Below are 26,345 nucleotides of genomic sequence, written 5' to 3'. Positions count from 1 at the left end.
TGGAATGTTGGGTGTCTGAACTCGGTACAATAGAATACAAGAACGCGCTGGATGTACAGGAGAACCTGGTCGCGCTAAGACAGGAATCAAAAATACCGGATACCCTGTTGCTGCTCGAGCACCCTCATGTATATACGACCGGTAGACGATTTAACCCTTCTCATCTGCTGTTAGGCGAAGAGGACATGGTTCGCTTCGGCATCAGCATGTTTCATACCGACCGGGGCGGCGAAGTGACGTACCACGGTCCGGGGCAGCTCGTCGGTTATCCGATCCTGGAAATCGCGGGCATCCCGATGATCCGCTTTTACTTGCGCGCCCTCGAAGAAACTCTCATCTGCGCCGTTCTTGATTTTGGAATCCTCGCAGAGCGAATGCCCGGGCACCCCGGTGTTTGGGTCGGGCCCGAAAAGCTTGCCTCGATAGGTCTCCGCATCGGCCGCGGTGTAAGCAAACATGGGTTTGCACTTAACGTATCGACCGATCTTTCATATTTCAACGGGATTATTCCCTGTGGGCTGTATGACGCGGGTGTTACGTCGATGTCGAAGCTTTTGGGGCGCGAGATTCCGGTCGCATCGGTGCGTGAATCGGTTATCCGGCATTTCGCACAGGTTTTTGGCCGAAACATGACGTTTATTGCCAAAGACACCATATATAGCCTTATCGACAATGGCGTTGTTGGTAAGGCCATGCTCGATAGTAGTTCTGTTGACGCACCCATACTTAATAATGCGTACGATAACCAGGAAGAACAGCAAACCGGTGGCGATATAGACAAGCCGCCATATAACGATAGTGATAAAGCTGATTATTTTGATGGATAAACAAACCCGGGGTACGGCATGACTTATTACTCTCAGGATAAAGATGAGGCTTATAGAGCAAGCGATAGAACTAATAACCACTGCTCGGAAAGCATATCGAGAAAGCCTGCCCATCTTAAGGTTCGGCTCTCTCAGGGCCCGAATTACCGCTTCGTAAAACAAATGCTTCGCACGCTTAAGCTTCATACCGTGTGCGAAGAAGCCGCCTGCCCCAACGTTTATGAGTGTTTCGAAGCAAAAACGGCGACCTTCTTGATTCTCGGAGATATGTGTACGCGGAATTGTCGTTTTTGTCTGGTAGATGGCGGTAAACCCCTTCCGCCCGATCCAAACGAGCCCGAACATGTCGCGGAAGCCGTCAAACAGTTGCGCTTGCACTACGTTGTCATAACCTCGGTTACCAGGGATGATCTTTCCGGCGGCGGCGCTTCCATCTTCGCAGATACAATCAGGGCGATTCGAAAAAACAACCCCGGCTGCGGCATCGAAGTGCTCATACCGGATTTTGCTGGTAATTGGGATGCACTCGCTCTCGTAGTCGATGCGCAGCCCGATGTGCTCAACCACAATATCGAGACCGTTCCTCGCCTCTACCCCGCCGTTCGGCCGGCCGCTCATTACAAGAGATCGCTCACGCTGCTTAAACAGGCCAAAAAGAGCGGTTTACAGGGGCACACCAAGTCAGGCATAATAGCCGGCCTCGGCGAGACAAAAGAGGAGCTTCTTGAGGTTATGGCAGACCTCCGGCATCATAACTGCGATATTGTAACTATCGGGCAGTACCTCTCCCCGTCAAAAGCGCACTACCCGATCGCCAGGTATTATAGCCCGGAAGAATTTTGTGAGCTTGAAGGTTTGGGCAACGACATGGGTTTCCTGCACGTTGAGGCCGCGCCTCTGGTGCGAAGTTCATACCACGCCAAAGAGCAGTTCAAACAGGGAAACCCTGCTTCTTCATCAACCGGGTCTTAAACAACGAGAACAGACAAAAATAATTCAGGACAAAATTAGTCCTGAATTATTAAATAACCTGTTAAAACATATATTCAGCTCACGTTTATAGCGCAACGGCGTTTATGCGCCAAATTTAACGGCGGTGCCGCTTGCGGTTACCATAAGCATGCCTTGGTTTTGCCCCAATACTTCGTAATCGAGGTCAACGCCGACAACCGCGTCCGCACCGAGGCTTGCCGCATTATCGGACATTTCCTGGATAGCTATCTGGCGAGCGCTAGCGAGTTCACGCTCGTAAGCAGCCGAGCGCCCACCCACAATATCGCGAATCGAGGCAAATACGTCGCGAAAGACATTCGCACCCATAATCGCCTCTCCCGTAACGATCCCTAAATAATCCCTAATCGGCTTTCCTTCAACTGATGGTGTGGTCGTAACTATCATGTAATTCGCTCCGTTTCACCTTGTATGCTTTCCTATCTACCACAACTCAACTCCACCGAGTAACTCCCGCAATGCCGTCAAGAAACGCTCGAATTCCTTGGAAGGCCCCGAACCTGTATCGTTCCCCGGAAACGCACCGTCGCCCTCAGACGTTACGATGTGATCGTTAACGGAAATGTGAACATACCAGTGGGCGCCTTCCTCACCGGCTTTCTCGTATAATGGACGCCACCGCCATGCGCCGATGACGTCAATCTCATCCCAAAAGCGCGCCCATTGCTCTCCGGTCGGCCGGATACTCTGTGCCTTACCGAGCGAGTATGCACCGGAGGATTTCTCATACACAAGCTTGTCCTCGTCTAAACGCACGGTAAACGTAGGGCCGAAACAACCGCCTACAGCGACGTCGAACTGCGTTGGGTATATTTCCTTGTCCACCGTATGGTTCTGTGCCGCCATAAAATATTAATTCGGCTCTTCCGGTATAACTATCGCCATAACGATATATGCCACCAGCGCCGGCCAGAAACCGGAAATTAGTGCTAGCAGCACCCATAGAAGCCGTATAATCGTTGCATCAATTCCGAGATAATCAGCAATACCGCCTGCAACACCCGCAATTTTACGATTATGCCTCGACCTGTACAGGTGCTTTCCTTCGGTAGAGATAGTCACGCCCCTACCGCCTCTGGTTGCAACGAACAAAATCAGCACGCCGGTAAGTATGAGCACGAGCGGCCAAAAGGCGCTCGACAGACGCGACCAGATAAAAAAGAATTGCGACGGAATTAAGTTGAAATTCGCCAGGAGAAACCAGATACCTAAAGCAACGAGCGCGATGCCGATGATAAGACCCGCTTCGCCTGTTCCCCCGGAAGGCGCCTGCGACGGCCCCTGAGCCGCTTGAGCCTGGGGACTGCCAGACGCTGTACCTGGTTCTTCGGCTTCAGAGCACTCGGGCATTATGATGAGCGCGGCGATATAGAGAACAATGCCGAGACCTTGTGCCAGCGCAAGTAAAATGAACGCAATGCGAACAATGACCGGATCAATCCTAAGATAGTTGCCGATACCGCCGGCGACACCACCGATAATCCGGTTCGCCCGCGAACGACAGAGGCGTTTCTGTTCCTCCGCTCGTGGTGGTTCCGGAGGGGCAACTGCTTTAGCCCGCACTTGTGCCTCGCCGCTTTTATTCGGCGCTGCCTGCCCGCTTTCGCTAGGCTGAGCTGCCGCTTGCTCGCTGGGTTCTACGTGCCCACTCTCGCCCTGCCGGCTTGATTCAGGCGCTTTTGCTTCTTCTTGCTCGTTCTGCCGGTCTGCATTATTCGCCGGCACCTGCTCTTCTCTGCCTTGCGCCTGTTCATTAGGAGAACGTGTATCAGCCATGTCGCTCATCACCTCTTAATATCCTTCAACGTTAACGCTGGATATGCCAATATTGATATCGAGATCTATTTTTTTCTTTGCGCTTTTATAACCCGGTGTTTCATAAACCGAGGTATTGCCCTGTTGGCTCTGATTAAGCTTGAGATTCGTAACACCAAATGAAGACAGGCCTCTATTTACCGCCAAGCGCACACCGGATGACTTCGGCACAAACAAGCGCACGTTCGATACCCCTGTGTCGATAGAACCTGTCAGGTTCTTTGCTTTATCACCAAACCGCGCAGTTGTATCGCCGACACCGCCATTCAGGTGAAAATCTCTCACATTAAGGTCGCTTAGATTGTAGGTAGCGTCGGAAACACCGCCGCTCATATCCAAGCGCCACTCCACGTCCCGTGAGAGCAAAACGTCCCACTGGCGGCGGTTGTTACCTAAAGGTATTGGGTTATTACGTTGGGGGCGAATTGTAAGGGTGATCTTTGAGCCGTTCTTTTCCACATCGGCTGCCGGTTTCAGACCGCCCGAATTCTTTGTTTTTATATCGTACAAATTGTTGGACGGTCCAACGGCAAGCTTGCCAACCGCAAACCCGACAGTTGCCGAGCCCGATGTGATGCCGGCGGCGCTGCCGCCATGCAGCGTCGCATTGCCAACGCCCTGGCTTTTATAAAGAGACCCCTGGTAGTATACGGCAGCGATGAGTGCTGCCAGAATAATTAATGCCGGCACCACCGATAGTATCCTGCTGTGAAAAATACCCGCTATGATTGAAAACCCGAGGGCTATTAAGAACACAGGCCACAGATCGATCAAGTTAAACCAGAATCCGTACGGCAAAAGCCCCAGGGTATTATATAAAAAGATTACACCGATGAGACCGATAAAAACGCCGCTAAACATCCGTGAGGTATTCAGCGGTGGAAAAAGCCCGGAAATAAATACGCCGATACCCCAGACGATAATCAATACCGGCCAGAGTCTGTCAAAGCTTAACCCCGGTGCAATATTATTAATGAGCAGTAAAACACCAAGGCTTATTAGGATAATTCCCGCAGTGATACCACCGCGGCCTCCGTAGCGCGCAGCCCGCCGCTGCTCCCGCTGTTCATGCCGTTGTTGCCTGCGCTGGTCGCGCTCTTGACGTCGCATTTCTCTGTCTGACATCGTTACGTACCATCCTTTTGTTATAAAGCTAGCCGGGAATATGTGGTAAAAACACTGGTCTAAACGATATTTACGCTCGCCATGCCGGTTGATACCTCGATATCTGCCTTGTCTTGCGCGGTGTCATAATCCGGCGACGCATAACCGGCAGCGGCAGGTGGAAACCTTCGTTGATCAACATCAAGCGAGCTCAAGGCACTTTTTGAGATAATACGGGCTGAGACACCTTGCGGAACCTCGACGCGGATGCTCGCCGCCCCTGCCTCGATACGAACCCGCGTCGACCCGTGCTGCGGTAACCGTAAGGTTACATCGCTTGCGCCCGTATGAAGCTCGATATTCTCAACGATATTGCTGCTTAAATCGGCAAACACCCTGCTTGCACCGGTATTGATGCAGACATTGAGCGGTATGCGGGTGGTCAAACCTATTCGCCAATTATCGGCTGCACTAGGAAATACCGAAAACCACGGCCATTCGGCATGGCCGAGCTTTACCCGGGTTGTTGTTCCTTGCTTACCTACGCTCAATGAAGGCTGGTACCGGAAACTGCCATCGATCAGCTTATCGCTTTCGCCGAGCGGATCGATGGTGAGCTCGCCCGCACCAAAATCAACCGTGACATCCGCTCTCGTGGCGCTACCGAGCGGCTCAGCAAGGTTGCTGCTGGTAAAGCGCGGCATGGGGCGAAAGCGCAACCATAGAAAATAAAGGCCTAACACAACTAAAACAAGCGGCCAAAATTCGAAGATAAGCGTAAATGGATTCACTGAAATGTAGCCTAAATTGCTCAATAAGAGTACGGCACCGGCTACAATTAAGACAAGCGCGATAACAAGATTGATAAACCTTCCAAATGACATCAGTATGCGCCCCTTCTTATACTATGTAACGTTTCGATTACAATCTTCGCCGCAAAGACAGTTAATCCTTCTATTTGCCCACATTATTGCCGAAATGTTCCACTTGGTAGAACTACGACAGTGTGGTTTGGAGAAATCTCTTCCGTATGGTTGCAACATTATTATAGCTCAGTAAAAGGCGGACGCATAAATGCGTCCGCCTTTTTTACGTTACGCATCCAATCGGCAGCTTATCAAAACTCAGTCCTATTTAGGCGCCCATTTTGCGAACTCGACCAGGTGGACCCAGAACGCATCATACCCGATAAACGCCCAAATAAGCGCAGCTACAATAAGAATGAGTGCAAGTATAAGTCTATATGTTTTGCCATTAAGCCACGCCAAAACCGGCAACGACAGAACACCCGCAAGGCCTGTTAGGATATAGCCTGCCGACGACAGCGCCGGTGTATTTGTAAGACCTAAAGTCTCGATGCGTATGCCGACGACAATCGCCGTGATACCGGCTATGAAGGCGTACAGTGATAACGGTACTAAGCTCCAGTTAAAAGCCACTGCGAGCGCTAATCCAAGGAATAATGTGCTGAATAGCAGGTTCGGTTCTCCGAACGCTACGTTAAAAGCGCCGGGAAGCGGCCAAGTCGTTACCAGATGTACTCCAACGACAAACCCCACGAGACCAACAGCCGCAAATGCCGCCGCCCAACTCGCACTGGCGGGCCTTCCGAATAGATTGCGGGCTGCAATCGGCTGGTTGGCTGCCGTCTTTCCCGGGCCGGCTTGATCTGGCACCGGTCGCTCGATTCCGTCATAGACGTAATACGCCAGCAACAGCAATCCGGCTGTTAAGTTAATCAACAAAAGGGCAAGATAATCGATAAACATATATCCACACCTCCTTTTTCCCCTCATAATATTTATACCCGGAAAAAGAAGTTCTAGACCGGGAAGTCATAGGGTATCGTACGCTTGACCTGCAAGCGCAACCGCAAAATCGTGAATTATATAAGAACGTGGAATAAAAAGGCCGGCTAATAAACCGGCCTTTTTTTGAATATGTTGTATAACGCCTTACAGGCGATTCTCGATGAGGTCATCGACAACACTCGGATCGGCGAGTGTTGAAACGTCGCCGAGGCTATCGAGCTCATTGTGCGCGATCTTGCGCAGGATACGGCGCATGATCTTTCCGGAACGGGTCTTCGGCAGGCCCGGTGAGAACTGCATCTTATCCGGGGACGCGATCGGCCCAATAACTTTTCTAATATGCGTAACCAGTTCTTTTTGCAGCTCCGGCGTCTGTTCGAAGCCATCTTTGAGCGTGACGTAGACATAGATGCCCTCGCCTTTGATATCATGCGGGAAGCCGACGACTGCGGCCTCCGCCACTGCTGCGTGAGCGACGAGCGCCGATTCGACCTCGGCCGTACCGAGCCTGTGGCCCGAGACGTTGATAACATCATCGATGCGGCCCATGAGCCAGAAGTCGCCGTCTTTATCGACGCGGGCGCCGTCACCGGTGAAGTACCTGCCGGGGAAGCGACTGAAATATGTATCTTTAACACGTTTGTTCTCCGGATCGCCAAAGGTGCCGCGAAGCATACCCGGCCACGGTTTCTCTACAACCAGATAACCGCCCTCATCAATAAGCGCCGGTGAGCCGTCTTCTTTGATAACTTTCGGTTCTACACCGAAGAACGGCCTGGTAGCCGAGCCTGGCTTTAGGGTCATCGCACCCGGTAGCGGGGTAATAATGTGGCCGCCGGTCTCGGTCTGCCAGTAAGTATCGACAAGCGGCAGCTTGCCTTTGCCAATGTTATTGTAATACCACATGAACGCTTCCGGGTTGATCGGCTCGCCCACGGTTGCAAGTACTCTAAGCGACGATAAGTCGTACTTGTTAACCCAGGTCTCTCCCTCTTTCATCAGCGAACGAATAGCGGTCGGCGCGGTATAAAAGATGCTCGCTTTGTGCTTCTCGACAATATCCCAGAACCTACCTGGATTTGGGTATGTTGGAACGCCTTCGAAGACGATACTCGTCGCACCGTTTGCGAGCGGGCCATAGACGACATAGCTGTGCCCCGTTACCCAACCGATGTCCGCGGTACAGAAATGGGTGTCTTCCTCTTGGTAATCGAAATCATACTTGAACGTCATCGCAGCATAGAGTAAGTACCCACCGGTCGTGTGAAGTACACCCTTCGGTTTGCCGGTTGAACCCGATGTATACAGGATAAAGAGCGGGTCCTCCGCGTCTACGGGCACGGGCTCACAATAGCTTGTGATATCATCTGCGGCTATTTCCTCGTGCCACCAACTATCGCGGCCTTCTACCATATTACATTCGCCGGCGTGATTTACAACGATAACGTCTTTAACGCCCGGGCACTCTTCAAGCGCCGCATCGGCGTTTTTCTTTAAAGCAACCGTTCGGCCACCACGAAGCCCATTATCTGCGGTGATAAGAATCTCCGCCCCGGCATCTTGGATACGGTCACGAAGCGCTTGTGCGCTGAAACCGCCAAAAACGATGGTATGGATAGCGCCAAGACGCGCGCATGCAAGCATTGCAATCGGAAGTTCTGCTATCATCGGGAGGTAGATGGAGACCCTATCGCCCTTCTTCACGCCATGCTTTTTCAGAACATTTGCGAACCTGTTTACCTCGGTGTAAAGCTGGCCATAGGTATAGGTTTTATAGCTTCCATCATCGGCCTCGAATATAACGGCAGCTTTGTTTTTCCTAAACGTCCCGATGTGTCTGTCGAGGCAATTGTACGAGACATTGAGCGTGCCGCCCTGGAACCACTTCACATACGGCTTGTCGAAGTCATAGTCGAGAACTTTGTCCCATTTGCTGTACCAGCTGAGCTCTTTTTCAGCCATCTCGCCCCAAAACCCCTCAGGGTCCTCAATCGAGCGTTTGTACATAGCCTCGTATTCCGCCATGCTCTTAATGTGAGCATTCGCGCTGAATTCAGGCGATGGTGGGAACGTCCTGGTTTCCTCCATTAGGACGCTAAAACCCTTATCCGTCATGTAACTTCCTCCTTCTCCTGTCCTGTTTATTAGCTTGGTGCTTATGTAATCATACCATGACTAATGGTGATTGCCCGTAGTCATTGTAACTTTGGTTACTTGGTTACTTCTAGAGTATCGAGTTTAATAACGACAACCAGTTAATTCTCAAGCGTATGCGTCGGAATAATGCACAAAACACAACGGATCGGCCACATTTTTAGCCAATATCACATTGCTTAGTAACAAGTATTTTGTAGCAATAGCGGATTGCCGCCCTGTTTCCCCCGGTGCTTAGACTGCCTTAACAGCCTGCTTTCGCGACGCTTTCCGGGTAAGAAGTTACCCAGTCTCCCACATTAATAGTTTACATTCTCAAATGTAAACCTAGTATTAAAACCTGGCTAGCGGTACGTATTTATAATGAGCGGTTCATTCTGCCGGTAAACGGTCCATATATAAGGCTAACGGCTTCAACATAGCATTACCGCGCGTCTTCGACACTGTTTCCTACCCTACCTCTCTGCAAAACTAAACATATCAGGGGTATAATGTGCTGTGGTGATTCTCATTGAACAAGCAATCGGCTAGTAACGATGTCTGCGCTAGCGATCTCGTAAAGCAATACGACGCGTTTGCCGCGGTAAAAGGAATTACGTTCGCCGTAAAGCACGGCGAGTGCTTCGGCCTGCTCGGGCCGAACGGCGCGGGTAAGACAACGACGATTCGCATGCTCTACGGTATGTCACCGCCTACGGCCGGAGAGCTATATGTCCTGGATCAGGATATTCGCACGCATGCGCGTGCGATTAAACGATGTTTAGGCGTAGTTCCCCAGGAGACTAACCTTGACACCGATCTTACGGTTCTGGAAAACCTCGAAGTATATGCTAACTATTTTGGTATACCGAAGAATATAGCGCGTGAGCGCGCATCTGAGTTGCTCAATTTTATCCAGCTCGAAGGCAGGACAAAAACAATGGTCGATGAGCTCTCGGGCGGCATGAAACGCCGCCTCTTGCTGGCGCGAGCGCTTATAAACAACCCGAAGCTAATAATTCTCGATGAGCCGACAACCGGTCTCGACCCGCAAGCGAGGCATCTCATTTGGGATAAAATGCGTGAACTCAAGGGACAGCAAGTAACGCTGGTTTTAACGACGCATTATATGGAAGAAGCAAGCCAACTCTGCGACCGCATCGTTATCATGGATGAAGGAACGATTATCGCTGAGGGCTCACCGGCCGAGCTTATCAACCGCTATATAAGCCGCGAGGCACTCGAGATACGGGTTGCACCGGGGCAATCACAGCGCGCGATCGATGTGCTGAGCCCGTTAAGCGAAACCTACGAGGTGCAGGACGATACGCTTGTCTTCTTCGCTTCATCGGTTGATGTGCTTATGCGAGCTGCCGAAGAGGCGCACTTACCCATCGAATACGTCCTGGTCAGGCTAACAACGCTCGAAGATGTCTTTCTCAAACTTACCGGAAGGAGGCTCCGGGATTGAACGCGGTTATTGAAGCAGCCCGCTCGATATCAGCTATTGGCGTTGTGCGCATGTGGCAACGAAACTGGAAAATCTTCCGTAAGGTGTTCTGGCTCGCATCGGCGCCAACCCTTATCGAGCCGTTTATTTACCTTCTCAGCCTCGGTATTGGCCTGGGAGTCTTCGTGCACGAAGTACAAGGGATGAGTTATACCCAATTCATCGCCTCCGGGTTGTTGGCATCAACGGTCATGTTCGGAGCCTCATTTGAAACCACCTATGACAGTTTTGTGAGGATGAAATACGAAAGAACGTACGATGCGGTTCTTGCGACGCCTCTCACTATTGAGGATGTAATCGGCGGTGAGATCCTGTGGGGTGCAACACGAGGCTACATCGGCGCTCTGACCTTTTTGTTCATAATCTCTCTGTTCGGCTTAGTGAAATCGCCGGCCGTTTTGCTGCTCATACCGCTGCTCTTCGTTTTCGCGCTGCTCTTTGCAACCATAGGCATGCTCTTTACTGCGCTGGTATCCAACATACTGCTTTTCAACTACTACTTTACTCTTTTTATAACGCCGCTCTTTCTGTTCTCGGGGATATTCTTTCCGGTGAGTACCCTGCCGGGGTGGGCGCAACGGCTCGCGTTGTTCTCGCCGCTGTACCATGTGGTAGTTGTCTGCCGCAGTTTTGTAAACGGCACACTGAACCAGGGTGTTTTAATAAGTGCGCTCTTGGTTGCGGGATCAGCGGTACTGCTGTTTTTAGTGCCGATTGCAATTATGAAGCGCAGGTTAATTAAGTAACTAATACGGCATTTAATTGAGACACTATTGAGTACCGTTGCCCCTGTGCATAACAAGTGTCTTTAAGTGAGCTATAACCTCGCCTGGAACACGGTTTCCCACGCGCACCATAAAGGTGTTCGCAGGATGACTTAAAATATCAGGGTCGTTGGTGTTCCAAAGCTCAAACCCGTACTTGCCGAGAACGCTTGACAGCATATTGCTGTACTCCCAAATCGACAACCCGCTTTTCTCGAGGTCCCAATGCCAGTAATACTCGGTCGATATAACGATATGGTTCTCGAATGTGTCTCTGTTGAATGATTCACGCAGAAGCGCCTCGCCGATACCGCGCCGGCGCCAGTCATTACTGACCTCTATCGCCCCCAGCTCCAAGAGATCGGGAACCTCGCTATCGCCCCAATTCAGGTACGTATCCGGCGGCAGGTATGTGACGTATCCGATCACTTTCTTGCCGAAACGTGCGACAAAGACAAACCCGTCAGAACCGGCTATATCTATCAAGGCTTTCTTTTGCTGCTCCGCACAGCGGAACATCTTCAAGCCCTCATCCAGCTGATAATCACGTAATTTGACAGCACTAACCGGACCCTCGACAACGACGGGACCACGGTCGCTTATCAATATCGCGCCGTTGACCCCTCGGTTTTCGAACTGGGCTATGGTCCATTTAATTGGATGTTTTGCCGCCAAACTCATGCTCGACATTTCTACTGCCCCCAAAACCTAAGTTCCTTTCCATCTATACTATATCGGCTCGTTTCAACAATATTATACGTCATTTTGTTTCGTTTGTGCAGAGTTTCACAAGGTCTAATAGGGGTTATTTAACTATCTATACATGGAAGTACGGCCGAAATTACTTCTTTAGCGTAAGTAATATCATGGCTTATATTGGCTTAGTCTCCCCAGAAATCAAGATTTTTAGTGTTTAAATTGCACCTAAATTGCATATTGGATAGGTAGGGTTCTGCGCGGCAGCATCTGAGCGCTGCTCTGTAGATAAACGAAATCGAGGCATAGCATGAAAGCGATCTCTACTACTGATTTAACCAAATACTACGGCGCGACCCGGGGCATTGAGAACTTAAATCTCGATATCGATGAAGGTGAGGTTTTTGGGTTCCTGGGGCCGAACGGCGCAGGCAAAACCACCACAATGCGGCTCCTCTCCGCCCTGCTGAGGCCTACACGCGGCTCGGCGACTGTTTTAGGTAAAGATGCCTGGCATGATGCCGCCGAGATTAAGCAAGAAATGGGTATTCTGCCCGGAGATATCCATTTGTACGAGAACATGACCGGTGAAGCGTTCCTCAATTACATCACCCGTTTTAGGCCGAACAAATTGTCGGTGCTGAAAGACTCGCTTGCCAAGCGGTTTGATATCAACCTCAAGACGAGGATTAAGGATTACTCGAAAGGCAATCGCCAAAAGATCGCGGTTATCCAGGCAACAATGCATAAACCCAAGCTCTTACTGCTTGATGAGCCAACATCCGGCCTCGACCCTCTTATGCAAGAAGAATTCTACAACTTGATAAAAGAGTTCAAGGCAGACGGCCAGACGGTGTTTCTATCGTCGCATATCCTCCCCGAGATCGAGAAAATCTGCGACCGCGTGGGCATCGTCAAAGACGGCAACCTGGTTACAATTGAAAAGATAAGCGATATAGCCGCTAAAAAAGTACGCTACGTCGACCTTACACTGGCGGAGCCGGTTAACGTTGATGAGTTTCGTGTACCCGGGGTCACCCAAATCGATCAGATTGATAACCATATTAGACTTACGGTTAAGGGTGAGATCGATCCACTGATTAAGAAACTCGCGCAATACGATGTGCTGGATATGATAGCGGAACATGCGAGCCTTGAAGAAATCTTCCTCGAATACTATGGGAAAGGCGGCCGCAATGAATAGCAATCTCCTACTAAAATCGCTGAGAGATATCCGTGTGAGCTGGATATCGTATGCAGCCGGTATGGTCGTGTACGTGCTCTTGCTGATGTCGATTTACCCGACTATTCAAAAAAGCATGGCCGACTTTGAGCGCCTACTCAAAGCCTATCCGAAGGCTTTTATCGGAATCTTTGGCGGCGGACAGGCTAATCTGTTTACTGTAGAAGGATTCTTTGCGCTCGAGATGTTTGCGTTGATATGGTTCATAATCATCGGCGCGTTCGTTATTTCATACGGTACCGGTGCCATCGGCAGAGAAATTGACAGCGGTACTATCGAGATATTGTTGGGCCAACCTATATCGCGAATAACGGTATTGATAGCGAAGGGCATAACCCTCTTTGCCTCGACGCTCGGTTTGGTTATTGTAACAACCGGCTCGGTGTATATCTTCAGTGTTATCTATAACGTGAAGCTCAAACCCGAAGGAGTTCTAGCGCTTACCGTAATCGGCGGGCTATTCTTCCTAGCCATAGCCTCCTTCTCCCTCCTCTTTTCAGTGCTGTTTGGCGAGCGCGGTCGCGCAGCCTTTGTGTCAGCAGGTTTGCTGACCATTATGTATATCATCCATGTGCTGGCTAGTTTTGCGGATTGGGCGAAAAATCTCGATTACGTTTCCCTGTTTCATTATTATGATCCTGCTCGGCTCCTCTCGACCGGTAACATACCAGGCAGAGACGTAGCCGTCTTTGTTGGAACAATAATTGTGTTCTTCGTTGCAAGCTTGCTTATCTTCAACAGGCGCGATATTGCACCATAACTGCATTGTCCAGCTGAAAGAGTTGAGCTTGGCTAAAAAATATGAGATAATGTGATAAGCTAAGACGTGAATTCGTAGATGAGGGCTCGTTACAAGAGGGCCTTTGTTGTTTGGTAAGGGTCGTAACCGCTTTTTCGTGTCACACCTGCCTAGCGTCGTAAGCTCCATATATGGATGCCAGGAGGTGAACTAGGTTGGCTAAAGGCACAGTAAAGTGGTTCGACAATTCCAAGGGCTTTGGTTTTATCGCTCAGGATGATGGCGGTCCGGACGTGTTCGTTCATTTCTCAGCTATCTCCGGCGATGGCTTTAAGACCCTCGATGAAGGAACAGCTGTCGAATTCGACATTGAGATGGAGGCTAAAGGCGCTCGCGCATCCAATGTTACGATCGTTAGGTAGTCTCAGATACACCCTAACAAAATAAACCACCTTGCAATACAAAGAGGCGGTTTTAAAAACTAAAAAGTCCCACCCTAGGGTGGGACTTTTCTTGTCAGTCAAGGCGTCTGCCACGACCTAGAAGTTTTTCTTCTACTTATCCCGTCTTGGCTGACAATCTGAATATCGGCGCTCCTATAGTACGACTTTAGTATTTTTACAAAAATATTTTTGCAAATCACCTATCCGTTCGTACTAGAGTGCCTTCCCGATTCATAGGATCAAAAACACATTTCAAAGCTGTTAAGCAAGCCATAGTTTATACCAATAATTATCACTCCATGCTAGAATAGGGCGAAGCTTTTAGCCTAGTTTTAAATACTCGGCAGTATGGTATCCCCTCTTTCGTATACCAAGTAATGTAGCAGTCATCGAAGTTAAGGAGGCAGCTTTGAAAAGAATGGTAATCGCATGTATGGCTATCTTAGTCACACTCGCGCTAGTATCGTGTTCCGGTTCTAGCTCTAACTCAGGCAAAAAAACCACTATCAAAGTCGGTAACGACAAGATATCCATGACGGAATTTAAAGACAAGGATTTCAGCTTCACGTACCCGTCTGATTGGACTGTTGCAACCAACGGCGGCGAGATCGATGGGTTCGGGGGCAAGGGTGTTATTTCGGTTAACAATCTCGACAAAGTTAATTATTGGGTAAAACCGATTGTGCGCAGCGAGCTCATCCACGATGGCGGTGGCCTCGTAGTCAATAAGCTGCCGGAAGACGGCGTCTATATGTTTGTTATGGATGCCGGTGATATAGGCAAGGCGAGTAAAAGCAAACTTACATCATCCACCAAACCGTATGGCAACCCCGAGATATTTAAGAATTCGTCGTTTAAGATCACGTCTGACTTGAGCAAGTTTCCTAAAAAACAACGCGCAAAGATCCTCAAGAAATGGTCGGTTAAGAATAATTGGCTGCATTACAGGGTCGAATTCATTAACCACGGCCACGCTTTTGATGCTCACATATACTTGCTCGGTAATGCGGTGAAATCAGAACAAAAGACCGCCGGGGCAATTGTAAAAAGCTTTAAGCTGGTTAGCCCAAAATAATAGTCTTTCGACTGCAAAAACCGCATAAAGTCTGGATAAACGCCATAGCGATATCGCTATGGCGTTAGAGCGCTGGTAAATACGTTTTAAGGAATTGCAGTACTTCAACAAGCACGGGGTTGGAGAAATCGTATTCGGCAAGGTTGTCATTACTGGTGTCGGTAAAGACTTCTCGCTTAAGTGCAACGTGAGCTCGGTTCTCTGTAATTTCGATAGCATCGAAATCATACTCTGTGAGTACTTGTCGTAGCATGAGCGCAAAGGCTTGCTCTTCCATGCCCAATCCTCCTGGTTTCTGTTATTACAGGTTAATTATAGACAGAAATGCTGTTGGATAAACTGCTACTCCACAGGGGGGCACTCATCAAAGCTTAAATGCTTACAGCTTGACGAGAGACAGAAATGCGGTTGGATACACTCCCAGCACAATAACGGCAACCACGATCAACAGTATTGAGGCATAGAGCGGCTTTGAAATCGATACCGCCGTCACATCAGCCGGTTTGACCAGATACATCTGCCTGATAATCGTTACGTAGTAGCCGAACGAAATCACGCTGTTCAAGACGCCGATGACGGCGAGCCAAATCAGATTTGACTTGACTGCCGCGCCAAACAGGAATAACTTACCCATAAATCCGGCAAACGGCGGAAGCCCGACAAGCGAGAACAAGAAGATGGCCATCGCCAATGAAAGCATGGGTGCTTTTTTGTAAAGGCCGGCAAAATCGGTTACCTCCTCGCCTATCCCCCGCTCGGTTGTTGCAAGCACAACGAGAAACGCACCGAGCGCCGCCAGCGAATATACGAAGAAGTAAAAAATAAGCGACGAGTACCCGAGCTGGTTTGCAACGGCAAGCCCAACCAGAAGGTATCCGGTATGTGCGATCGCCGAGTAACCCAAGAGGCGCCTCACGTGCGTCTGCGAGAGCGCTACAAAGTTGCCTATAAACATACTCGCCACGGCCAACACCGCAAACACAAACGCCCACGCCGGTGCGGCGGTTGCAAACGCCACCGGAAAGAGATGTGTGATCGCGGCAAAACCGCCCGCCTTGGGGCCTGCTGCCAGGTACGATGCAACGGGAACCGGGGCGCCTTCGTACACATCGGGCGCCCAGAAATGGAACGGTACGGCCGCCACTTTAAATCCGAGACCGGCAATAATCATAAGCATTGAAATTACGAGCATCGGTGTTGCCTTGTGACCGGCAAGTTTGCCGGCAATCGCGGCGAAACCGGTCTCACCGGTAAGACCGAAGAGAAGCGACATACCGTAGAGCAATATTACCGAGGCGACGATGCCAAGCAAAAAGTATTTAAGCGCAGCCTCCGATGAGCGCGCCGTTTTTTTACTGGCTGTAAGAATATACGCCGGCAACACGGTCAGCTCAAGAGCGATGAAAAGCATGATTAAATCCGTGCTGGACGCCATAAACATGGTGCCGAGAACCGAAAGCAAGATCATGCTAAAGAACTCTCCCTCGCCCATGTACACATCCACTTTAAGCGCTCCGAGAACGACAAGAGCTGTTGTAGTCAGTAGAACTGCTTTGAGAACGTTGGCCGTTAAATCGACGCTGAACATATTATAAAATTCAGTCGCGTCGACGTACCAGATTGTCGACAAGCTATAGAGCGCTGCCGCGAGCCCAACCAGCGTAACAACGCCGAGAAACCGCCGGGCGCTTTTCTGTATGAACAACTCACCCAGAAGCACGACGGCTGCGAATGCAAATATGATTATCTCGGGCATTAAGTTCATCCAATTAACGCTCATAAAGCTCATGCTAGTTACCTCTTATTATCTGTAATACTGAATTTACCGCCGGGTCTATGTAGTGGATAAACGGCTTTGGATATACGCCTATCGCCACAATAAAGATGATGAGCGGTATGAAGCTTATAAGCTCTCGCACGCCGGCATCTTTAAAATCGGCCATCCACGCGTGCGGCTCTCCAAAAATCGCATTCTGGTTTGCCCTGATCAGGTAAAATGCGGTAAGCGCGAGCGCAAGCACGGCAAGGATCGTATAGAACTTATACGCACCGTATGAACCGAGCAATATTAACAGCTCGCCCACAAACCCGGAAAGACCCGGCAAACCCAGCGACGCCAGCGCCGCAAAGACGAACATGCCGCCGAGAATCGGAATCTTCAATGAAAGACCGCCGAGTTTTCGGATATCGCGCGTATGCGTGCGCTCGTAAATATATCCGACGGTTAAGAACAGCATGCCGGTAATCAACCCGTGGTTGACCATCTGCAGGACCGCGCCGTTTAAGCCCACTTGCGTGAGTGCCGCGATACCAAGCATCACGTAGCCCATGTGGCTGACCGACGAGTATGCAACCATCTTCTTTAAATCTTGCTGTGCGAGCGCGGTGAGCGCTCCGTAAACGATACTGATAATTGCCAGCGCAGCGATATATGGCGCGAACAGCTTAAACTGTATCGGAAGTATCTGGACAAGAATGCGAATAAACGCGTACGTTCCCATCTTAAGCATAACTCCGGCAAGAAGCACCGAGCCTGCGGTCGGCGCCTGCACGTGCGCATCGGGCAACCATGTATGGAACGGCCACATCGGCACCTTAATCGCAAATCCAAGGAAAAACGTTATAAAGATAAAGGTCGCCAGGTAATGATTATAGCCGGCGTTCATGAGCGCGACCATATCGAACGTATTTAAGCCTGACGTAAAGTAGAGCGCAAGGATACCGACCAGCATCAGTACGCTGCCGGCAAACGTATACAGGAAGAACTTGATCGCAGCGTAATTGCGGTTCTCCCCGCCCCAGATCCCGACGATGAAGTACATCGGGATAAGAACGAGTTCCCAGAATACGTAGAATAAGACGAAATCAAGGGCCGCAAATGTACCGAGCATGCCTACTTCCAAAAGTAAAAGCAGGCTGTAATGCGCGCGCACCCGTTCCTTAATCGTCCACGACGCGAGAATGCCGACTACGGTCAAGAGCAGCGTGAGCTCGAACAGCGGCATGCTGATGCCGTCTAAACCCAGGTAATATGAAATTCCCGCGCTCGGTATCCAGGATGCTTTCTCAACAAACTGCATTGCCGCCATACCCGGCTTAAACCCAGCTAGAATCGGAATACCTAGTGCGAGATCGGCCAGCGCAAAGAGCAATGCAACTATGCGAATAAGGCCGTCTTTGTTGCGCGGCAGAAATTGCAATACCAGCGCGCCGAATATTGGTAGAAATATCGCTATTGTTAGGTAACCCATTCTTTCACACCCTTAGTAGAGCCCGAGAATTCTAAACGACCAGACTATTAAGACGACAAGACCGCCGACCATGTAGAGCGCATAGTTGCGCACATAACCGGTCTGTATGAACTTCAAACCGCCGCCCGCTTTCGACGTTATCCAGGCGACGCCGTTAACGGCACCGTCTACAACCTTTTGGTCGAATAGCAGCGCCGCTCGCGCGACAGCGTGCGTCGGAATTATTAATGCATAGTAATAGAACTCATCTATGTAATATTTATTAGCGAGCAATTTATAGAAAAAGTTGTCCTTACTGATAACGTTTGACGGCAGCATGCTCGTACCATATTTGAGATACGCGGCACCGATGCCGATGAGCGCCACCAAAATCGATAGCCCCATGACAAACATGTTGGGCGCCTCAGCTTCGTGACCAGGCATAATAAAATGCTGGAACGCATTGCCGAGCCAGGGCGAACCGGCCAGGCCCGCCGTAAGCGCGAAAAATGCGAGGACTATAAGCGGCCAACTCATCACTGCCGGCGACTCGTGCGCGTGCTCCACATGATGGCTTCGCGGCATACCGAAGAATACGATGAAGACCATTCTAAAGGTATAAAACGCTGTTAGAAGCGCGGTCAGAAGACCAAGCCAGAAGATAACCGTGTGCCCGCTGGTGTATGCGCCGAGTAAAATTTCATCCTTACTCCAGAAACCGGCAAGCGGCGGTACACCGGCAAGCGCCAGGCTGCCAATAATAAAGGTAACCGTGGTAATCTTCATTTTCTTCCAGAGACCGCCCATATCGAAGATATCCTGGCTATGAACCGCGTGAATTACGCTACCGGAGCCCAGGAACAGCAATGCTTTGAAAAATGCGTGCGTCATCAGATGGAACGAGCCCGCAGCGAACGCGCCTACCCCAAGGCCGACCATCATGTAGCCTAGCTGGCTGACCGTTGAGTATGCAAGAACACGTTTAATATCAGATTGCACGAGGGCGATGGTTGCCGCCATCACTGCCGTGATAATACCGATAATCGCCACAAACTCCAGCGATGCCGGGCCTTTTTGGAAGAGCGGATACGACCTGGCAACAAGATACACGCCGGCTGCAACCATGGTCGCAGCGTGGATGAGGGCGCTGACTGGCGTCGGGCCTTCCATGGCATCCGGCAACCAGGTATGTAGCGGGAACTGCGCCGATTTACCGATCGCACCGAAGAATAATAAGATCGAGATCGTTGCGGCCGTAGTCGCGCCGATATGCATCGCAAACACTTTGTCCATATCGAGCGTACCCGCCGTTATGTACAGCAAAATGAGGCCAACGGCAAAACCGAGGTCGCCGACTCGCGTGACCATAAAGGCTTTCTTTGCCGCTTGGCTCGCGCTTCTCTTTTCAAACCAGAACCCGATCAACAGGTACGAGAACAGGCCGACGCCTTCCCACGCCATATACATCTGCACGTAGTTCGGCGAGAATACCAGTATGAGCATCGACGCCGTAAACATCGAGAGGCATGCGTAGAACCAGCCGATGCGCTTGTCGTCATGCATGTAGCCTTTGGAAAATATCTGTACCAGCAAGCTAACAAACGTGACGATGACCAGCATCATCGATGCAAGCGAATCGGTCAGTAAACCGAACGTAAGCTTAAATGAGCCGATTGAAGCCCAGGTAAACGTGGTAAGGCTGTGTCCCCCGCCCATCGTAAAAAAGAGCGCCTTAATGGAAAGCACGAACGCGATGAGCGCAGCACCGATGCTGACGTAGGCCGATTTCTCGCCCAGTTTCTTTCCGAAAACCAGGAGCACCAAGAAGCTTATAACCGGTAATAAAACTATGAGTGAAAGGTAATTCATCGTTATCGTCCCCGCTACCACTTAAATAAGTTGAACTTATCAAGGTCTACCGATTGCACACTTCGGTAAATCGTCAATATCAGCGCCAGGCCGATGGCTACTTCGGCCGCCGCAATCGCCATTACAAACAGGGCGAATATCTGCCCGGTCGCCGCGCCCGGCGTCACGTATTTTGAAAACGCTACAAGATTCAGGTTTGCCGCGTTCAGCATGATCTCAATTGAGAGCAGAATTGCAATCGCGTTCTTCCTGAGAAAGACGCCGACCAGGCCAATGCCGAACAATACGGCGCTCACGGCGATATAATATGATAAAGGAATCATACTTTTCCCTCCTGGCGGGCAACAATAACCGCTCCGATTAGCGCGGCCAACAACAGAATCGAAATGATCTCAAACGGTAAGATATAATTGGTCATAAAAAGCTTGCCCGTAAATGCAAGGCTGTCTTTAGGCGGTGTGCCTACCGGCGCCGGGAATTTAGCTTTGAGCGCAACACCGGCGATAAGCGCTACCAGTGCGGCCACCGAAAGCAGCGTAAAGATGCGCTGTTCTATCCCGGACACCAATCTAATATCCGTAATCTGCGCCGTAAGCATGATACCGAAAAGCAGCACGACAACGACACCGCCTACATAAACGAACACCTGCATGATGCCGACGAGATCGGCCCCAAGCAAGAAATAAAATGCCGATATAAATAATAGAAACAGCCCCAAGAACATACACGCGTGAAACAGGTTGCGCCCCAAAACAACGCGCAATGCGCTCACAATCGCCACAACGGCTGCTATGATAAACATAAATAGATCGATAGTCATAGTGCTTACTCCTCCGCCGGCGCTGCGCTCTGCCGCAAAGTAATCGGCCTTCTCAAGACCTGCTCCATGCCGTAAACGAGCCGTTCTTTTTTGTACTCGCTGTTCTCGTAGTCGTGGCTCATCCTGAGTGCGCCCGTCGGGCAGCTTTCGCTACATAAACCGCAGAACATACACTTCGTCAGGTCAAGCTGCCAGTTTGCTACTTTAAGCACGGCTTCTTTGTCCTTTTCTTTTTCGACGGTGATGCAATTTACCGGGCACGTTTTCGCGCAGATACCGCACGCGATGCACGTGCCCTCTTTGGTGTCGGTCTCGCCCAGGTACCTGTTGACCATCGGTGCGCCGCGGAATCGCTCGGCGAGCTCTGGTTTCTCGTATGGATATAAAAGCGTCACCTCGTTGTTCCTGGCAATCGCCTTTTTCATCGTGATGCTGTGCCCAGCAACGATGCTCTTCCAAGCTTCATAAAATTTCTTAAGTTGTCCGGCCATGTTCGTCGCCATATCAATCAACCTCTATAAAAGCGTCACAACGATGCCAGTGATAACAATATTCGCAAGCGCAATCGGAAGAAGAACCTTCCAACCAAGCTCCATAACCTGGTCGATTCTGAAACGCGGTATCGTCCAGCGTATCCACATTATAAGGTAAATAACCGCAAACATTTTAACCAGGAACCAGAACGGTGCGAGAAACACCGGGCCAAACCCGTGCCACCCGCCAAGGAACAAGATAACAGTCAGCGCCGAGGCCGCGATCAAGCTGATATACTCACCGAATAAGAAGAACACAAAGCGCATTCCGCTATATTCGGTGTGATAGCCCGCGACCAGCTCAGACTCCGTTTCTGGCAAGTCGAACGGCACCCTGTTTATCTCGGCGATCGTCGAAATCAAAAAGACGATAAAGGCGATCGGCTGCAAGAAAACGTACCACACATGCTGCATGCCGACGATTGTTGAAAGCTTCGCCGTGCCCGCCAGCATGACAACCCCAATTACCGAGAGCGCTCGCGGTACTTCGTAGCTGACCATCTGGGCCGCGCCGCGAAGGCTTCCCAGAATAGCATACCGGCTGTATGATCCGAAACCGGCCATTATAAGACCGGCAACGCTAATCGCCGGAACCGCCAAGACATAAATTAGGCCAATATTGAGATCGCGCGCTACGAGATTCGGCCCAATCGGTACAACCATAAATCCAATAAACGCAGCGATAAACATCGTCGCCGGAGCGATCCTAAAAATCCAGCGGTCCGCCATCGTCGGGAAGATATCTTCCTTGGTCATTAGCTTGATAACATCGGCAACAAGCTGCAACGAACCGTGCCAGCCGACGTGAAGCGGGCCCCAGCGAATCTGGATATCGGCGCTCACCTTGCGCTCCATATAGACAAGCACAAGAACGCCGATCCCTAAAACCGCGAATGTCATGAAAGCAAGAACTGCGGCGACTGTTATGTCGAGTCCCCACAACGGGATACCGTATTGGTTTGTAAAATCAAGAAGCTGTGAGCTCGTTAGCACTAGCGGTCGACCTCCCCAAAAACAGGGTCAAGCGTACCTAGGGTTAGCACCGTATCGGCAAGATATGTGCCAGTTGCCATCGGTTTAAACGCCTGAAGATTTCCAAAACTCGGCCCTTGAACTTTCACTCTGTAAGGTTTTGTCGTACCTTCGCTGACGATGTAGTAGCCCAGGTCGCCGCGGCTTGACTCGATATGCGCGAATGCTTCACCGACCGGCGGCTTAAACGTTTTCGCGATGCCTTCCGCCATCACCGGACCGGTCGGGATTTTATCAAGAGCCTGGTCTATGATGCGCAAGCTCATCATAAGCTCGTGGAATCTGACCATGACGCGTGCGTAATTGTCGCCTTCCTCGGCGATGCATATATCAAAATCCAGCTCGGGATAGACCGAATACGGATCGCTCTTGCGCACGTCATAGGGCACACCGCTTGCCCTGAGCGACGGACCGGTAAGGCCCCAGCACAGCGCGTCTTCCCTGGAAAACGGCGCGGCTCCAACAAATCTCTTCTTAAAAATATAGTTCTGAAATAGCAGCCTATCGTAATCTTTCATATTAGTGCGAATCTCGTTTACAACCCTCTTCGCCTCGTCGATCCAACCTTCCGGCAGGTCGCCACTCACACCGCCGATGCGAATGTAGTTAAACGTGAGACGGGCGCCGCAAACCTGTTCATACAGCTTCAATATCTTTTCGCGTTCATCGAAGAAATAAAAGTACGGTGTCACCGCGCCGCTTTCCATACCGGCTGTCGTCAGGAATATCAGGTGTGAGGCAATACGATTGAACTCGCCCACAATGACCCGGATATACTCCGCGCGCTCGGGAAGCTCGATATCCGCGAGCTTCTCGACAGCGCTCACATAACTCCAGTTATTGTGCATGGACGATACGTAATCCATGCGGTCCGTATAGGGCACGAACTGAGGATATGTCCGGTTCTCGGCAATTTTTTCAAAGCACCTGTGCAAGTAGCCGATTCGGGAATCGATACCGGTTACAACCTCGCCGTCAACCTTTATAACAGCCCTAAATACGCCATGGGTACTCGGGTGTTGGGGCCCAAGGTTTAGAGTGAGCTCCTGGGTCTGAAGCGTGTCGACGCCCATACCTGATTCGCTAAGCGCGAGTTCGGTTTCGAACGCTTCCAAGCCCTGCTCTTGCACGTTATTCTTTTCCGTGTTGAGTTCTTCCAAACTACTCATGCCTACCCAACCTATTTACTAATCCTTGGTTTCCGTGTCTTTAGCCGCAGCTTCTCTCTCGGCCCGTTTGGCGGCAGCCATAGCCCGGGCGGCCGCTTTCTTGGCCTCTTTTTCCTCGGGAGTCAGCTCTTTTTTATCGTTCTGCCCGGTTTTTTCCGCAGCAGCAGTCTCATCAGATGCTTTATCGCCTGGCTTCGTAACTGCTTTTTCTTTTTTAACCGCGGCATTCGGGAATACAATCATGCGGTCATCGCTGTAATCCTTGCGAAGCGGATGGCCGACCCAATCCTCGGGCATAAAAATGCGGCGAAGATCCGGATGCCCTTTAAACTGCACGCCAAAGAGATCATAAGTCTCCCGCTCATGCCAATTCGCGTTCGGCCACAACGCCGTCACGCTATCGACCACCGGATTGCTTTTCGGTACTTCCGTTTTGACAATTAAGCTAATGTTCTTAGCGGTTGAGTACAGCCTGTATGCGACCTTTATTGAATCAGGATAATCAACGCCGGTAACGAACATGAATAAATCGAACCCGGCCTCGTGTAACCCCGTGGCGACTTTAAGCAACTCAGCCGGTTGAATAGTTAATGTGTGACCGAGCCCTTTTTCTTCTACAATTCTTGCTTTCTCAGGCATGTTCTCACCGCTTAATATTTCAATCATGCGATTAATCTACTTTTCCTCCGGCCATGATCTTGGCTTTTATTTTTTCAATGCCATCGATGACCGCTTCGGGACGAGGCGGGCATCCCGGCACATAAATATCTACGGGGATTATCTGGTCGACGCCGTGAACAACGTTGTAGCTGTCGTAATAAAACGGCCCGCCGTTGATAGCGCAGCTTCCCATTGCAAGAACCCATTTCGGCTCGGGCATCTGCTCGTAGAGCTGCACGACCATCGGGGCCATTTTGTGCGTAACCGTACCGGCAACGATCATCAAATCGGATTGTCTAGGTGTATATCGCGGCATAATGCCGAATCTCTCAAGGTCATAGCGTGGGGTATTGAGGCACATCATCTCGATTGCACAGCATGCAAGGCCGAAAGTCAGCCACCAGAGCGAGTTCTTGCGGCCCCAATTGAGCAAGTCTTCGGCTTTCGCCAATATAATATTGCTACTACCGGTAAGCTCGTTTCCGGTGAGTTCGCTTGTTACACCCACTTTAAAGCTCCTTTTCGCCATGCGTAGACTAAACCCAGTAACAGTATGGCTATAAATACCAGCATCTCGACCAGCGAGACGATGCCGAGACTTTTAAACACAACGGCCCACGGGAAGATAAATATCATTTCGATATCGAATATGACCAGCAAAAGAGCGAAAATGTAGTAGCGCACTTTAAACTGGATTCGCGGGTCACCTGAAATATCGGGAACGCCGCACTCATACGCCATCAATTTTGCCTCGGATGGTTTCTTGGTCTTGAGTGCTTTCTGCAGCAGCTTAGAGCTACCAAGCATCCCCACAACAACAACGATGCCGACCGTTATAAATGTTGCGAAATAAATAATATCGCTCGTCATGTATTAACCGTCCCCTCGGTTAGACAACCCACGCACATTCTACTACTTGGTTGCACCACTATATAATAGGACTATATTATAGTAATTCCCCATGCTTCCCTGACATGCAAGTGATTGTTTGTTTTGCCGAAATAATAACGCTGCCGCCGATAGCGTTTAAGACAGTAATCGCTCGCTTTGCAAGCGGCTCCCGTTCGACTGTCAATATTATAATTTTAAAGATGACTTTCATTTGTATCATTACTTATTAGCTAAACGGCACGAATTCGGCGCTAATGGTACAAAATAGCACGTGAGCGGGCGCTAATTTTGTAGTTCCCGTTACTATCCCCTTTAGCAATTGGTATTACCCAAACCTATTGGCTGTGTGGAAACCGGTTATCCTACCAGTTCCACTTCGCTAAAGAAAATTGGGATTTCCCTGTTAGCCGATTCTGTAGAATCAGCCCCGTGGACGATGTTTTCAGAGATTTCTTCAGCGAAATCTCCTCTAATCGTTCCCTTAGCCGCCTCTTTCGGATTCGTTGCGCCCATGATCTCGCGAACGCGACTTACTGCGTTCTCCCCTTCGATAACCATGGGAACAACCGGTCCTGACATGATGAAATCAACCAATTCATCATAAAAAGGCTTGCCCTTGTGAATGGAGTAAAGCTCTTCCGCCTTCTCCTGGGAAAGCCTCATTAGTTTCAAGCCGATTAGTTTTAGGCCCGCTTGCTCGTAGCGCCTGACGACTTCTCCAACTACAGCTTTTCTGACGCCATCAGGCTTTACCATTGTAAATGTTCGTTCCAAGTGTTTCTGCACCTCCAACGGGCTGCGAGGGTAGAGTATGTGAATATTGTTACATTACCCCCCGCGCTCATAATTTAACAGGGTTGCAAGACTTTTTCAAGCACTAATTCACATTTAATCAACAAAATGTTTTAGTGACCGATCGTGGGACTCATTGGCACTCTAGCAAAGGATTAGGTCGCGATTACAGGTGTAC

At 50.2% G+C, this 26,345-nt stretch carries 29 protein-coding genes; 8 read left to right on the top strand and 21 right to left on the bottom strand.

Annotation, left to right across the window (positions count from 1 at the left end):
• Positions 1–11 precede the first annotated feature (11 nt).
• Positions 12–827, top strand: a complete 816-nt coding sequence (gene lipB, locus VGK02_12205; protein ID HEY3375799.1) for a lipoyl(octanoyl) transferase LipB — start codon at positions 12–14, stop codon at positions 825–827.
• An 18-nt stretch (positions 828–845) separates the two neighbouring features.
• Positions 846–1,799 carry a lipoyl synthase gene (gene lipA / locus VGK02_12200; protein ID HEY3375798.1) on the top strand — a complete coding sequence of 318 codons (954 nt, stop codon included), beginning with the start codon at positions 846–848 and terminating at the stop codon, positions 1,797–1,799.
• A gap of 102 nt (positions 1,800–1,901) precedes the next feature.
• Here the strand turns inward: lipA and VGK02_12195 are convergent, their stop codons facing one another.
• The 7 genes from VGK02_12195 to acs form a co-directional block, all read right to left on the bottom strand.
• Positions 1,902–2,225 (bottom strand): heavy metal-binding domain-containing protein, encoded by a 324-nt coding sequence (locus tag VGK02_12195; protein ID HEY3375797.1) that lies wholly within the window; start codon positions 2,223–2,225, stop codon positions 1,902–1,904.
• A gap of 36 nt (positions 2,226–2,261) precedes the next feature.
• The gene (locus VGK02_12190; GenBank protein HEY3375796.1) at positions 2,262–2,684 is read right to left on the bottom strand and encodes a hypothetical protein; all 423 of its coding nucleotides are present in this window, start codon (positions 2,682–2,684) and stop codon (positions 2,262–2,264) included.
• Between the two features lie 6 nt (positions 2,685–2,690).
• Positions 2,691–3,614, bottom strand: coding sequence for a PspC domain-containing protein (locus VGK02_12185; protein ID HEY3375795.1), 924 nt, complete (start codon positions 3,612–3,614; stop codon positions 2,691–2,693).
• Positions 3,615–3,629: 15 nt separating this feature from the next.
• Positions 3,630–4,778: a hypothetical protein gene (locus VGK02_12180; GenBank protein ID HEY3375794.1), complete on the bottom strand. Its 1,149-nt coding sequence runs from the start codon at positions 4,776–4,778 to the stop codon at positions 3,630–3,632.
• A 59-nt stretch (positions 4,779–4,837) separates the two neighbouring features.
• Positions 4,838–5,641: a DUF5668 domain-containing protein gene (locus VGK02_12175; protein ID HEY3375793.1), complete on the bottom strand. Its 804-nt coding sequence runs from the start codon at positions 5,639–5,641 to the stop codon at positions 4,838–4,840.
• Between the two features lie 246 nt (positions 5,642–5,887).
• Positions 5,888–6,526, bottom strand: coding sequence for a DUF981 domain-containing protein (locus VGK02_12170; GenBank protein HEY3375792.1), 639 nt, complete (start codon positions 6,524–6,526; stop codon positions 5,888–5,890).
• A gap of 186 nt (positions 6,527–6,712) precedes the next feature.
• Positions 6,713–8,683 (bottom strand): acetate--CoA ligase, encoded by a 1,971-nt coding sequence (acs, locus tag VGK02_12165; protein HEY3375791.1) that lies wholly within the window; start codon positions 8,681–8,683, stop codon positions 6,713–6,715.
• Positions 8,684–9,233: 550 nt separating this feature from the next.
• Between acs and VGK02_12160 the strand changes: the two genes are divergently transcribed.
• Both VGK02_12160 and VGK02_12155 read left to right on the top strand, forming a co-directional pair.
• Positions 9,234–10,172, top strand: a complete 939-nt coding sequence (locus tag VGK02_12160) for an ABC transporter ATP-binding protein (GenBank protein HEY3375790.1) — start codon at positions 9,234–9,236, stop codon at positions 10,170–10,172.
• Complete coding sequence (locus tag VGK02_12155; GenBank protein ID HEY3375789.1) at positions 10,169–10,957, top strand: ABC transporter permease; 789 nt, start codon at positions 10,169–10,171, stop codon at positions 10,955–10,957. Before VGK02_12160 ends, VGK02_12155 begins: the two co-directional genes overlap by 4 nt.
• Positions 10,958–10,981: 24 nt before the next feature.
• Here the strand turns inward: VGK02_12155 and VGK02_12150 are convergent, their stop codons facing one another.
• Entirely contained in the window at positions 10,982–11,665 is a 684-nt protein-coding gene (locus VGK02_12150) for a GNAT family N-acetyltransferase (protein ID HEY3375788.1), read from the bottom strand.
• Between the two features lie 316 nt (positions 11,666–11,981).
• Here VGK02_12150 and VGK02_12145 point away from each other — a divergent pair, with 316 nt between their 5' ends.
• From VGK02_12145 to VGK02_12130, 4 genes are all read left to right on the top strand, one after another.
• Complete coding sequence (locus VGK02_12145) at positions 11,982–12,875, top strand: ABC transporter ATP-binding protein (GenBank protein HEY3375787.1); 894 nt, start codon at positions 11,982–11,984, stop codon at positions 12,873–12,875.
• Positions 12,868–13,674 carry an ABC transporter permease subunit gene (locus tag VGK02_12140; protein HEY3375786.1) on the top strand — a complete coding sequence of 269 codons (807 nt, stop codon included), beginning with the start codon at positions 12,868–12,870 and terminating at the stop codon, positions 13,672–13,674. The genes VGK02_12145 and VGK02_12140 overlap by 8 nt, the downstream gene beginning before the upstream one ends.
• A 194-nt stretch (positions 13,675–13,868) precedes the next feature.
• Positions 13,869–14,075 carry a cold-shock protein gene (locus VGK02_12135; GenBank protein HEY3375785.1) on the top strand — a complete coding sequence of 69 codons (207 nt, stop codon included), beginning with the start codon at positions 13,869–13,871 and terminating at the stop codon, positions 14,073–14,075.
• A 430-nt stretch (positions 14,076–14,505) separates the two neighbouring features.
• Positions 14,506–15,171, top strand: coding sequence for a hypothetical protein (locus tag VGK02_12130; GenBank protein ID HEY3375784.1), 666 nt, complete (start codon positions 14,506–14,508; stop codon positions 15,169–15,171).
• A 64-nt stretch (positions 15,172–15,235) separates the two neighbouring features.
• Here the strand turns inward: VGK02_12130 and VGK02_12125 are convergent, their stop codons facing one another.
• From VGK02_12125 to ndk, 13 genes are all read right to left on the bottom strand, one after another.
• Positions 15,236–15,448 (bottom strand): hypothetical protein, encoded by a 213-nt coding sequence (locus VGK02_12125; GenBank protein ID HEY3375783.1) that lies wholly within the window; start codon positions 15,446–15,448, stop codon positions 15,236–15,238.
• Between the two features lie 102 nt (positions 15,449–15,550).
• A complete protein-coding gene (locus tag VGK02_12120) occupies positions 15,551–16,960 on the bottom strand; it encodes an NADH-quinone oxidoreductase subunit N (protein HEY3375782.1) in 1,410 nt (469 codons plus the stop codon).
• A gap of 1 nt (position 16,961) precedes the next feature.
• A complete protein-coding gene (locus tag VGK02_12115; GenBank protein ID HEY3375781.1) occupies positions 16,962–18,422 on the bottom strand; it encodes an NADH-quinone oxidoreductase subunit M in 1,461 nt (486 codons plus the stop codon).
• A gap of 12 nt (positions 18,423–18,434) precedes the next feature.
• The gene (gene nuoL, locus VGK02_12110) at positions 18,435–20,270 is read right to left on the bottom strand and encodes an NADH-quinone oxidoreductase subunit L (GenBank protein ID HEY3375780.1); all 1,836 of its coding nucleotides are present in this window, start codon (positions 20,268–20,270) and stop codon (positions 18,435–18,437) included.
• A gap of 14 nt (positions 20,271–20,284) precedes the next feature.
• Positions 20,285–20,593 carry an NADH-quinone oxidoreductase subunit NuoK gene (nuoK, locus tag VGK02_12105; protein HEY3375779.1) on the bottom strand — a complete coding sequence of 103 codons (309 nt, stop codon included), beginning with the start codon at positions 20,591–20,593 and terminating at the stop codon, positions 20,285–20,287.
• Positions 20,590–21,090, bottom strand: a complete 501-nt coding sequence (locus VGK02_12100; GenBank protein HEY3375778.1) for an NADH-quinone oxidoreductase subunit J — start codon at positions 21,088–21,090, stop codon at positions 20,590–20,592. Before VGK02_12100 ends, nuoK begins: the two co-directional genes overlap by 4 nt.
• Before the next feature lie 5 nt (positions 21,091–21,095).
• Positions 21,096–21,593: an NADH-quinone oxidoreductase subunit I gene (locus VGK02_12095; protein HEY3375777.1), complete on the bottom strand. Its 498-nt coding sequence runs from the start codon at positions 21,591–21,593 to the stop codon at positions 21,096–21,098.
• Positions 21,594–21,605: 12 nt separating this feature from the next.
• Complete coding sequence (nuoH, locus tag VGK02_12090) at positions 21,606–22,616, bottom strand: NADH-quinone oxidoreductase subunit NuoH (protein ID HEY3375776.1); 1,011 nt, start codon at positions 22,614–22,616, stop codon at positions 21,606–21,608.
• A complete protein-coding gene (locus VGK02_12085; protein HEY3375775.1) occupies positions 22,616–23,824 on the bottom strand; it encodes an NADH-quinone oxidoreductase subunit D in 1,209 nt (402 codons plus the stop codon). Before VGK02_12085 ends, nuoH begins: the two co-directional genes overlap by 1 nt.
• An 18-nt stretch (positions 23,825–23,842) precedes the next feature.
• Entirely contained in the window at positions 23,843–24,490 is a 648-nt protein-coding gene (locus VGK02_12080) for an NADH-quinone oxidoreductase subunit C (GenBank protein HEY3375774.1), read from the bottom strand.
• A 4-nt stretch (positions 24,491–24,494) separates the two neighbouring features.
• Positions 24,495–24,992: an NADH-quinone oxidoreductase subunit B family protein gene (locus tag VGK02_12075; protein ID HEY3375773.1), complete on the bottom strand. Its 498-nt coding sequence runs from the start codon at positions 24,990–24,992 to the stop codon at positions 24,495–24,497.
• Positions 24,983–25,354, bottom strand: a complete 372-nt coding sequence (locus VGK02_12070; GenBank protein ID HEY3375772.1) for an NADH-quinone oxidoreductase subunit A — start codon at positions 25,352–25,354, stop codon at positions 24,983–24,985. The genes VGK02_12075 and VGK02_12070 overlap by 10 nt, the downstream gene beginning before the upstream one ends.
• 378 nt (positions 25,355–25,732) lie before the next feature.
• The gene (ndk, locus tag VGK02_12065) at positions 25,733–26,149 is read right to left on the bottom strand and encodes a nucleoside-diphosphate kinase (GenBank protein HEY3375771.1); all 417 of its coding nucleotides are present in this window, start codon (positions 26,147–26,149) and stop codon (positions 25,733–25,735) included.
• Positions 26,150–26,345 lie beyond the last annotated feature (196 nt).

The organism is Candidatus Aquicultor sp. (genome assembly GCA_036504445.1).
Classification (GTDB): Bacteria; Actinomycetota; Aquicultoria; order Aquicultorales; family Aquicultoraceae; genus DASXVE01.
Note: the sequence above shows the minus strand (reverse complement) of the source record. Positions and strands in the feature narration are given on the sequence as shown.

What these genes read in the sequence shown, in the direction of transcription:
- lipA (HEY3375798.1), top strand. Translation starts at nt 846, where the DNA reads ATGACTTATTACTCTCAGGATAAAGATGAGGCTTATAGAGCAAGCGAT.
- VGK02_12195 (HEY3375797.1), bottom strand. Translation starts at nt 2,225, where the DNA reads ATGATAGTTACGACCACACCATCAGTTGAAGGAAAGCCGATTAGGGAT.
- VGK02_12190 (HEY3375796.1), bottom strand. Translation starts at nt 2,684, where the DNA reads ATGGCGGCACAGAACCATACGGTGGACAAGGAAATATACCCAACGCAG.
- VGK02_12185 (HEY3375795.1), bottom strand. Translation starts at nt 3,614, where the DNA reads ATGGCTGATACACGTTCTCCTAATGAACAGGCGCAAGGCAGAGAAGAG.
- VGK02_12180 (HEY3375794.1), bottom strand. Translation starts at nt 4,778, where the DNA reads ATGTCAGACAGAGAAATGCGACGTCAAGAGCGCGACCAGCGCAGGCAA.
- VGK02_12175 (HEY3375793.1), bottom strand. Translation starts at nt 5,641, where the DNA reads ATGTCATTTGGAAGGTTTATCAATCTTGTTATCGCGCTTGTCTTAATT.
- VGK02_12170 (HEY3375792.1), bottom strand. Translation starts at nt 6,526, where the DNA reads ATGTTTATCGATTATCTTGCCCTTTTGTTGATTAACTTAACAGCCGGA.
- acs (HEY3375791.1), bottom strand. Translation starts at nt 8,683, where the DNA reads ATGACGGATAAGGGTTTTAGCGTCCTAATGGAGGAAACCAGGACGTTC.
- VGK02_12150 (HEY3375788.1), bottom strand. Translation starts at nt 11,665, where the DNA reads ATGTCGAGCATGAGTTTGGCGGCAAAACATCCAATTAAATGGACCATA.
- VGK02_12145 (HEY3375787.1), top strand. Translation starts at nt 11,982, where the DNA reads ATGAAAGCGATCTCTACTACTGATTTAACCAAATACTACGGCGCGACC.
- VGK02_12140 (HEY3375786.1), top strand. Translation starts at nt 12,868, where the DNA reads ATGAATAGCAATCTCCTACTAAAATCGCTGAGAGATATCCGTGTGAGC.
- VGK02_12125 (HEY3375783.1), bottom strand. Translation starts at nt 15,448, where the DNA reads ATGGAAGAGCAAGCCTTTGCGCTCATGCTACGACAAGTACTCACAGAG.
- VGK02_12120 (HEY3375782.1), bottom strand. Translation starts at nt 16,960, where the DNA reads ATGAGCTTTATGAGCGTTAATTGGATGAACTTAATGCCCGAGATAATC.
- VGK02_12115 (HEY3375781.1), bottom strand. Translation starts at nt 18,422, where the DNA reads ATGGGTTACCTAACAATAGCGATATTTCTACCAATATTCGGCGCGCTG.
- nuoL (HEY3375780.1), bottom strand. Translation starts at nt 20,270, where the DNA reads ATGAATTACCTTTCACTCATAGTTTTATTACCGGTTATAAGCTTCTTG.
- nuoK (HEY3375779.1), bottom strand. Translation starts at nt 20,593, where the DNA reads ATGATTCCTTTATCATATTATATCGCCGTGAGCGCCGTATTGTTCGGC.
- VGK02_12100 (HEY3375778.1), bottom strand. Translation starts at nt 21,090, where the DNA reads ATGACTATCGATCTATTTATGTTTATCATAGCAGCCGTTGTGGCGATT.
- VGK02_12095 (HEY3375777.1), bottom strand. Translation starts at nt 21,593, where the DNA reads ATGGCGACGAACATGGCCGGACAACTTAAGAAATTTTATGAAGCTTGG.
- VGK02_12085 (HEY3375775.1), bottom strand. Translation starts at nt 23,824, where the DNA reads ATGAGTAGTTTGGAAGAACTCAACACGGAAAAGAATAACGTGCAAGAG.
- VGK02_12080 (HEY3375774.1), bottom strand. Translation starts at nt 24,490, where the DNA reads ATGATTGAAATATTAAGCGGTGAGAACATGCCTGAGAAAGCAAGAATT.
- VGK02_12070 (HEY3375772.1), bottom strand. Translation starts at nt 25,354, where the DNA reads ATGACGAGCGATATTATTTATTTCGCAACATTTATAACGGTCGGCATC.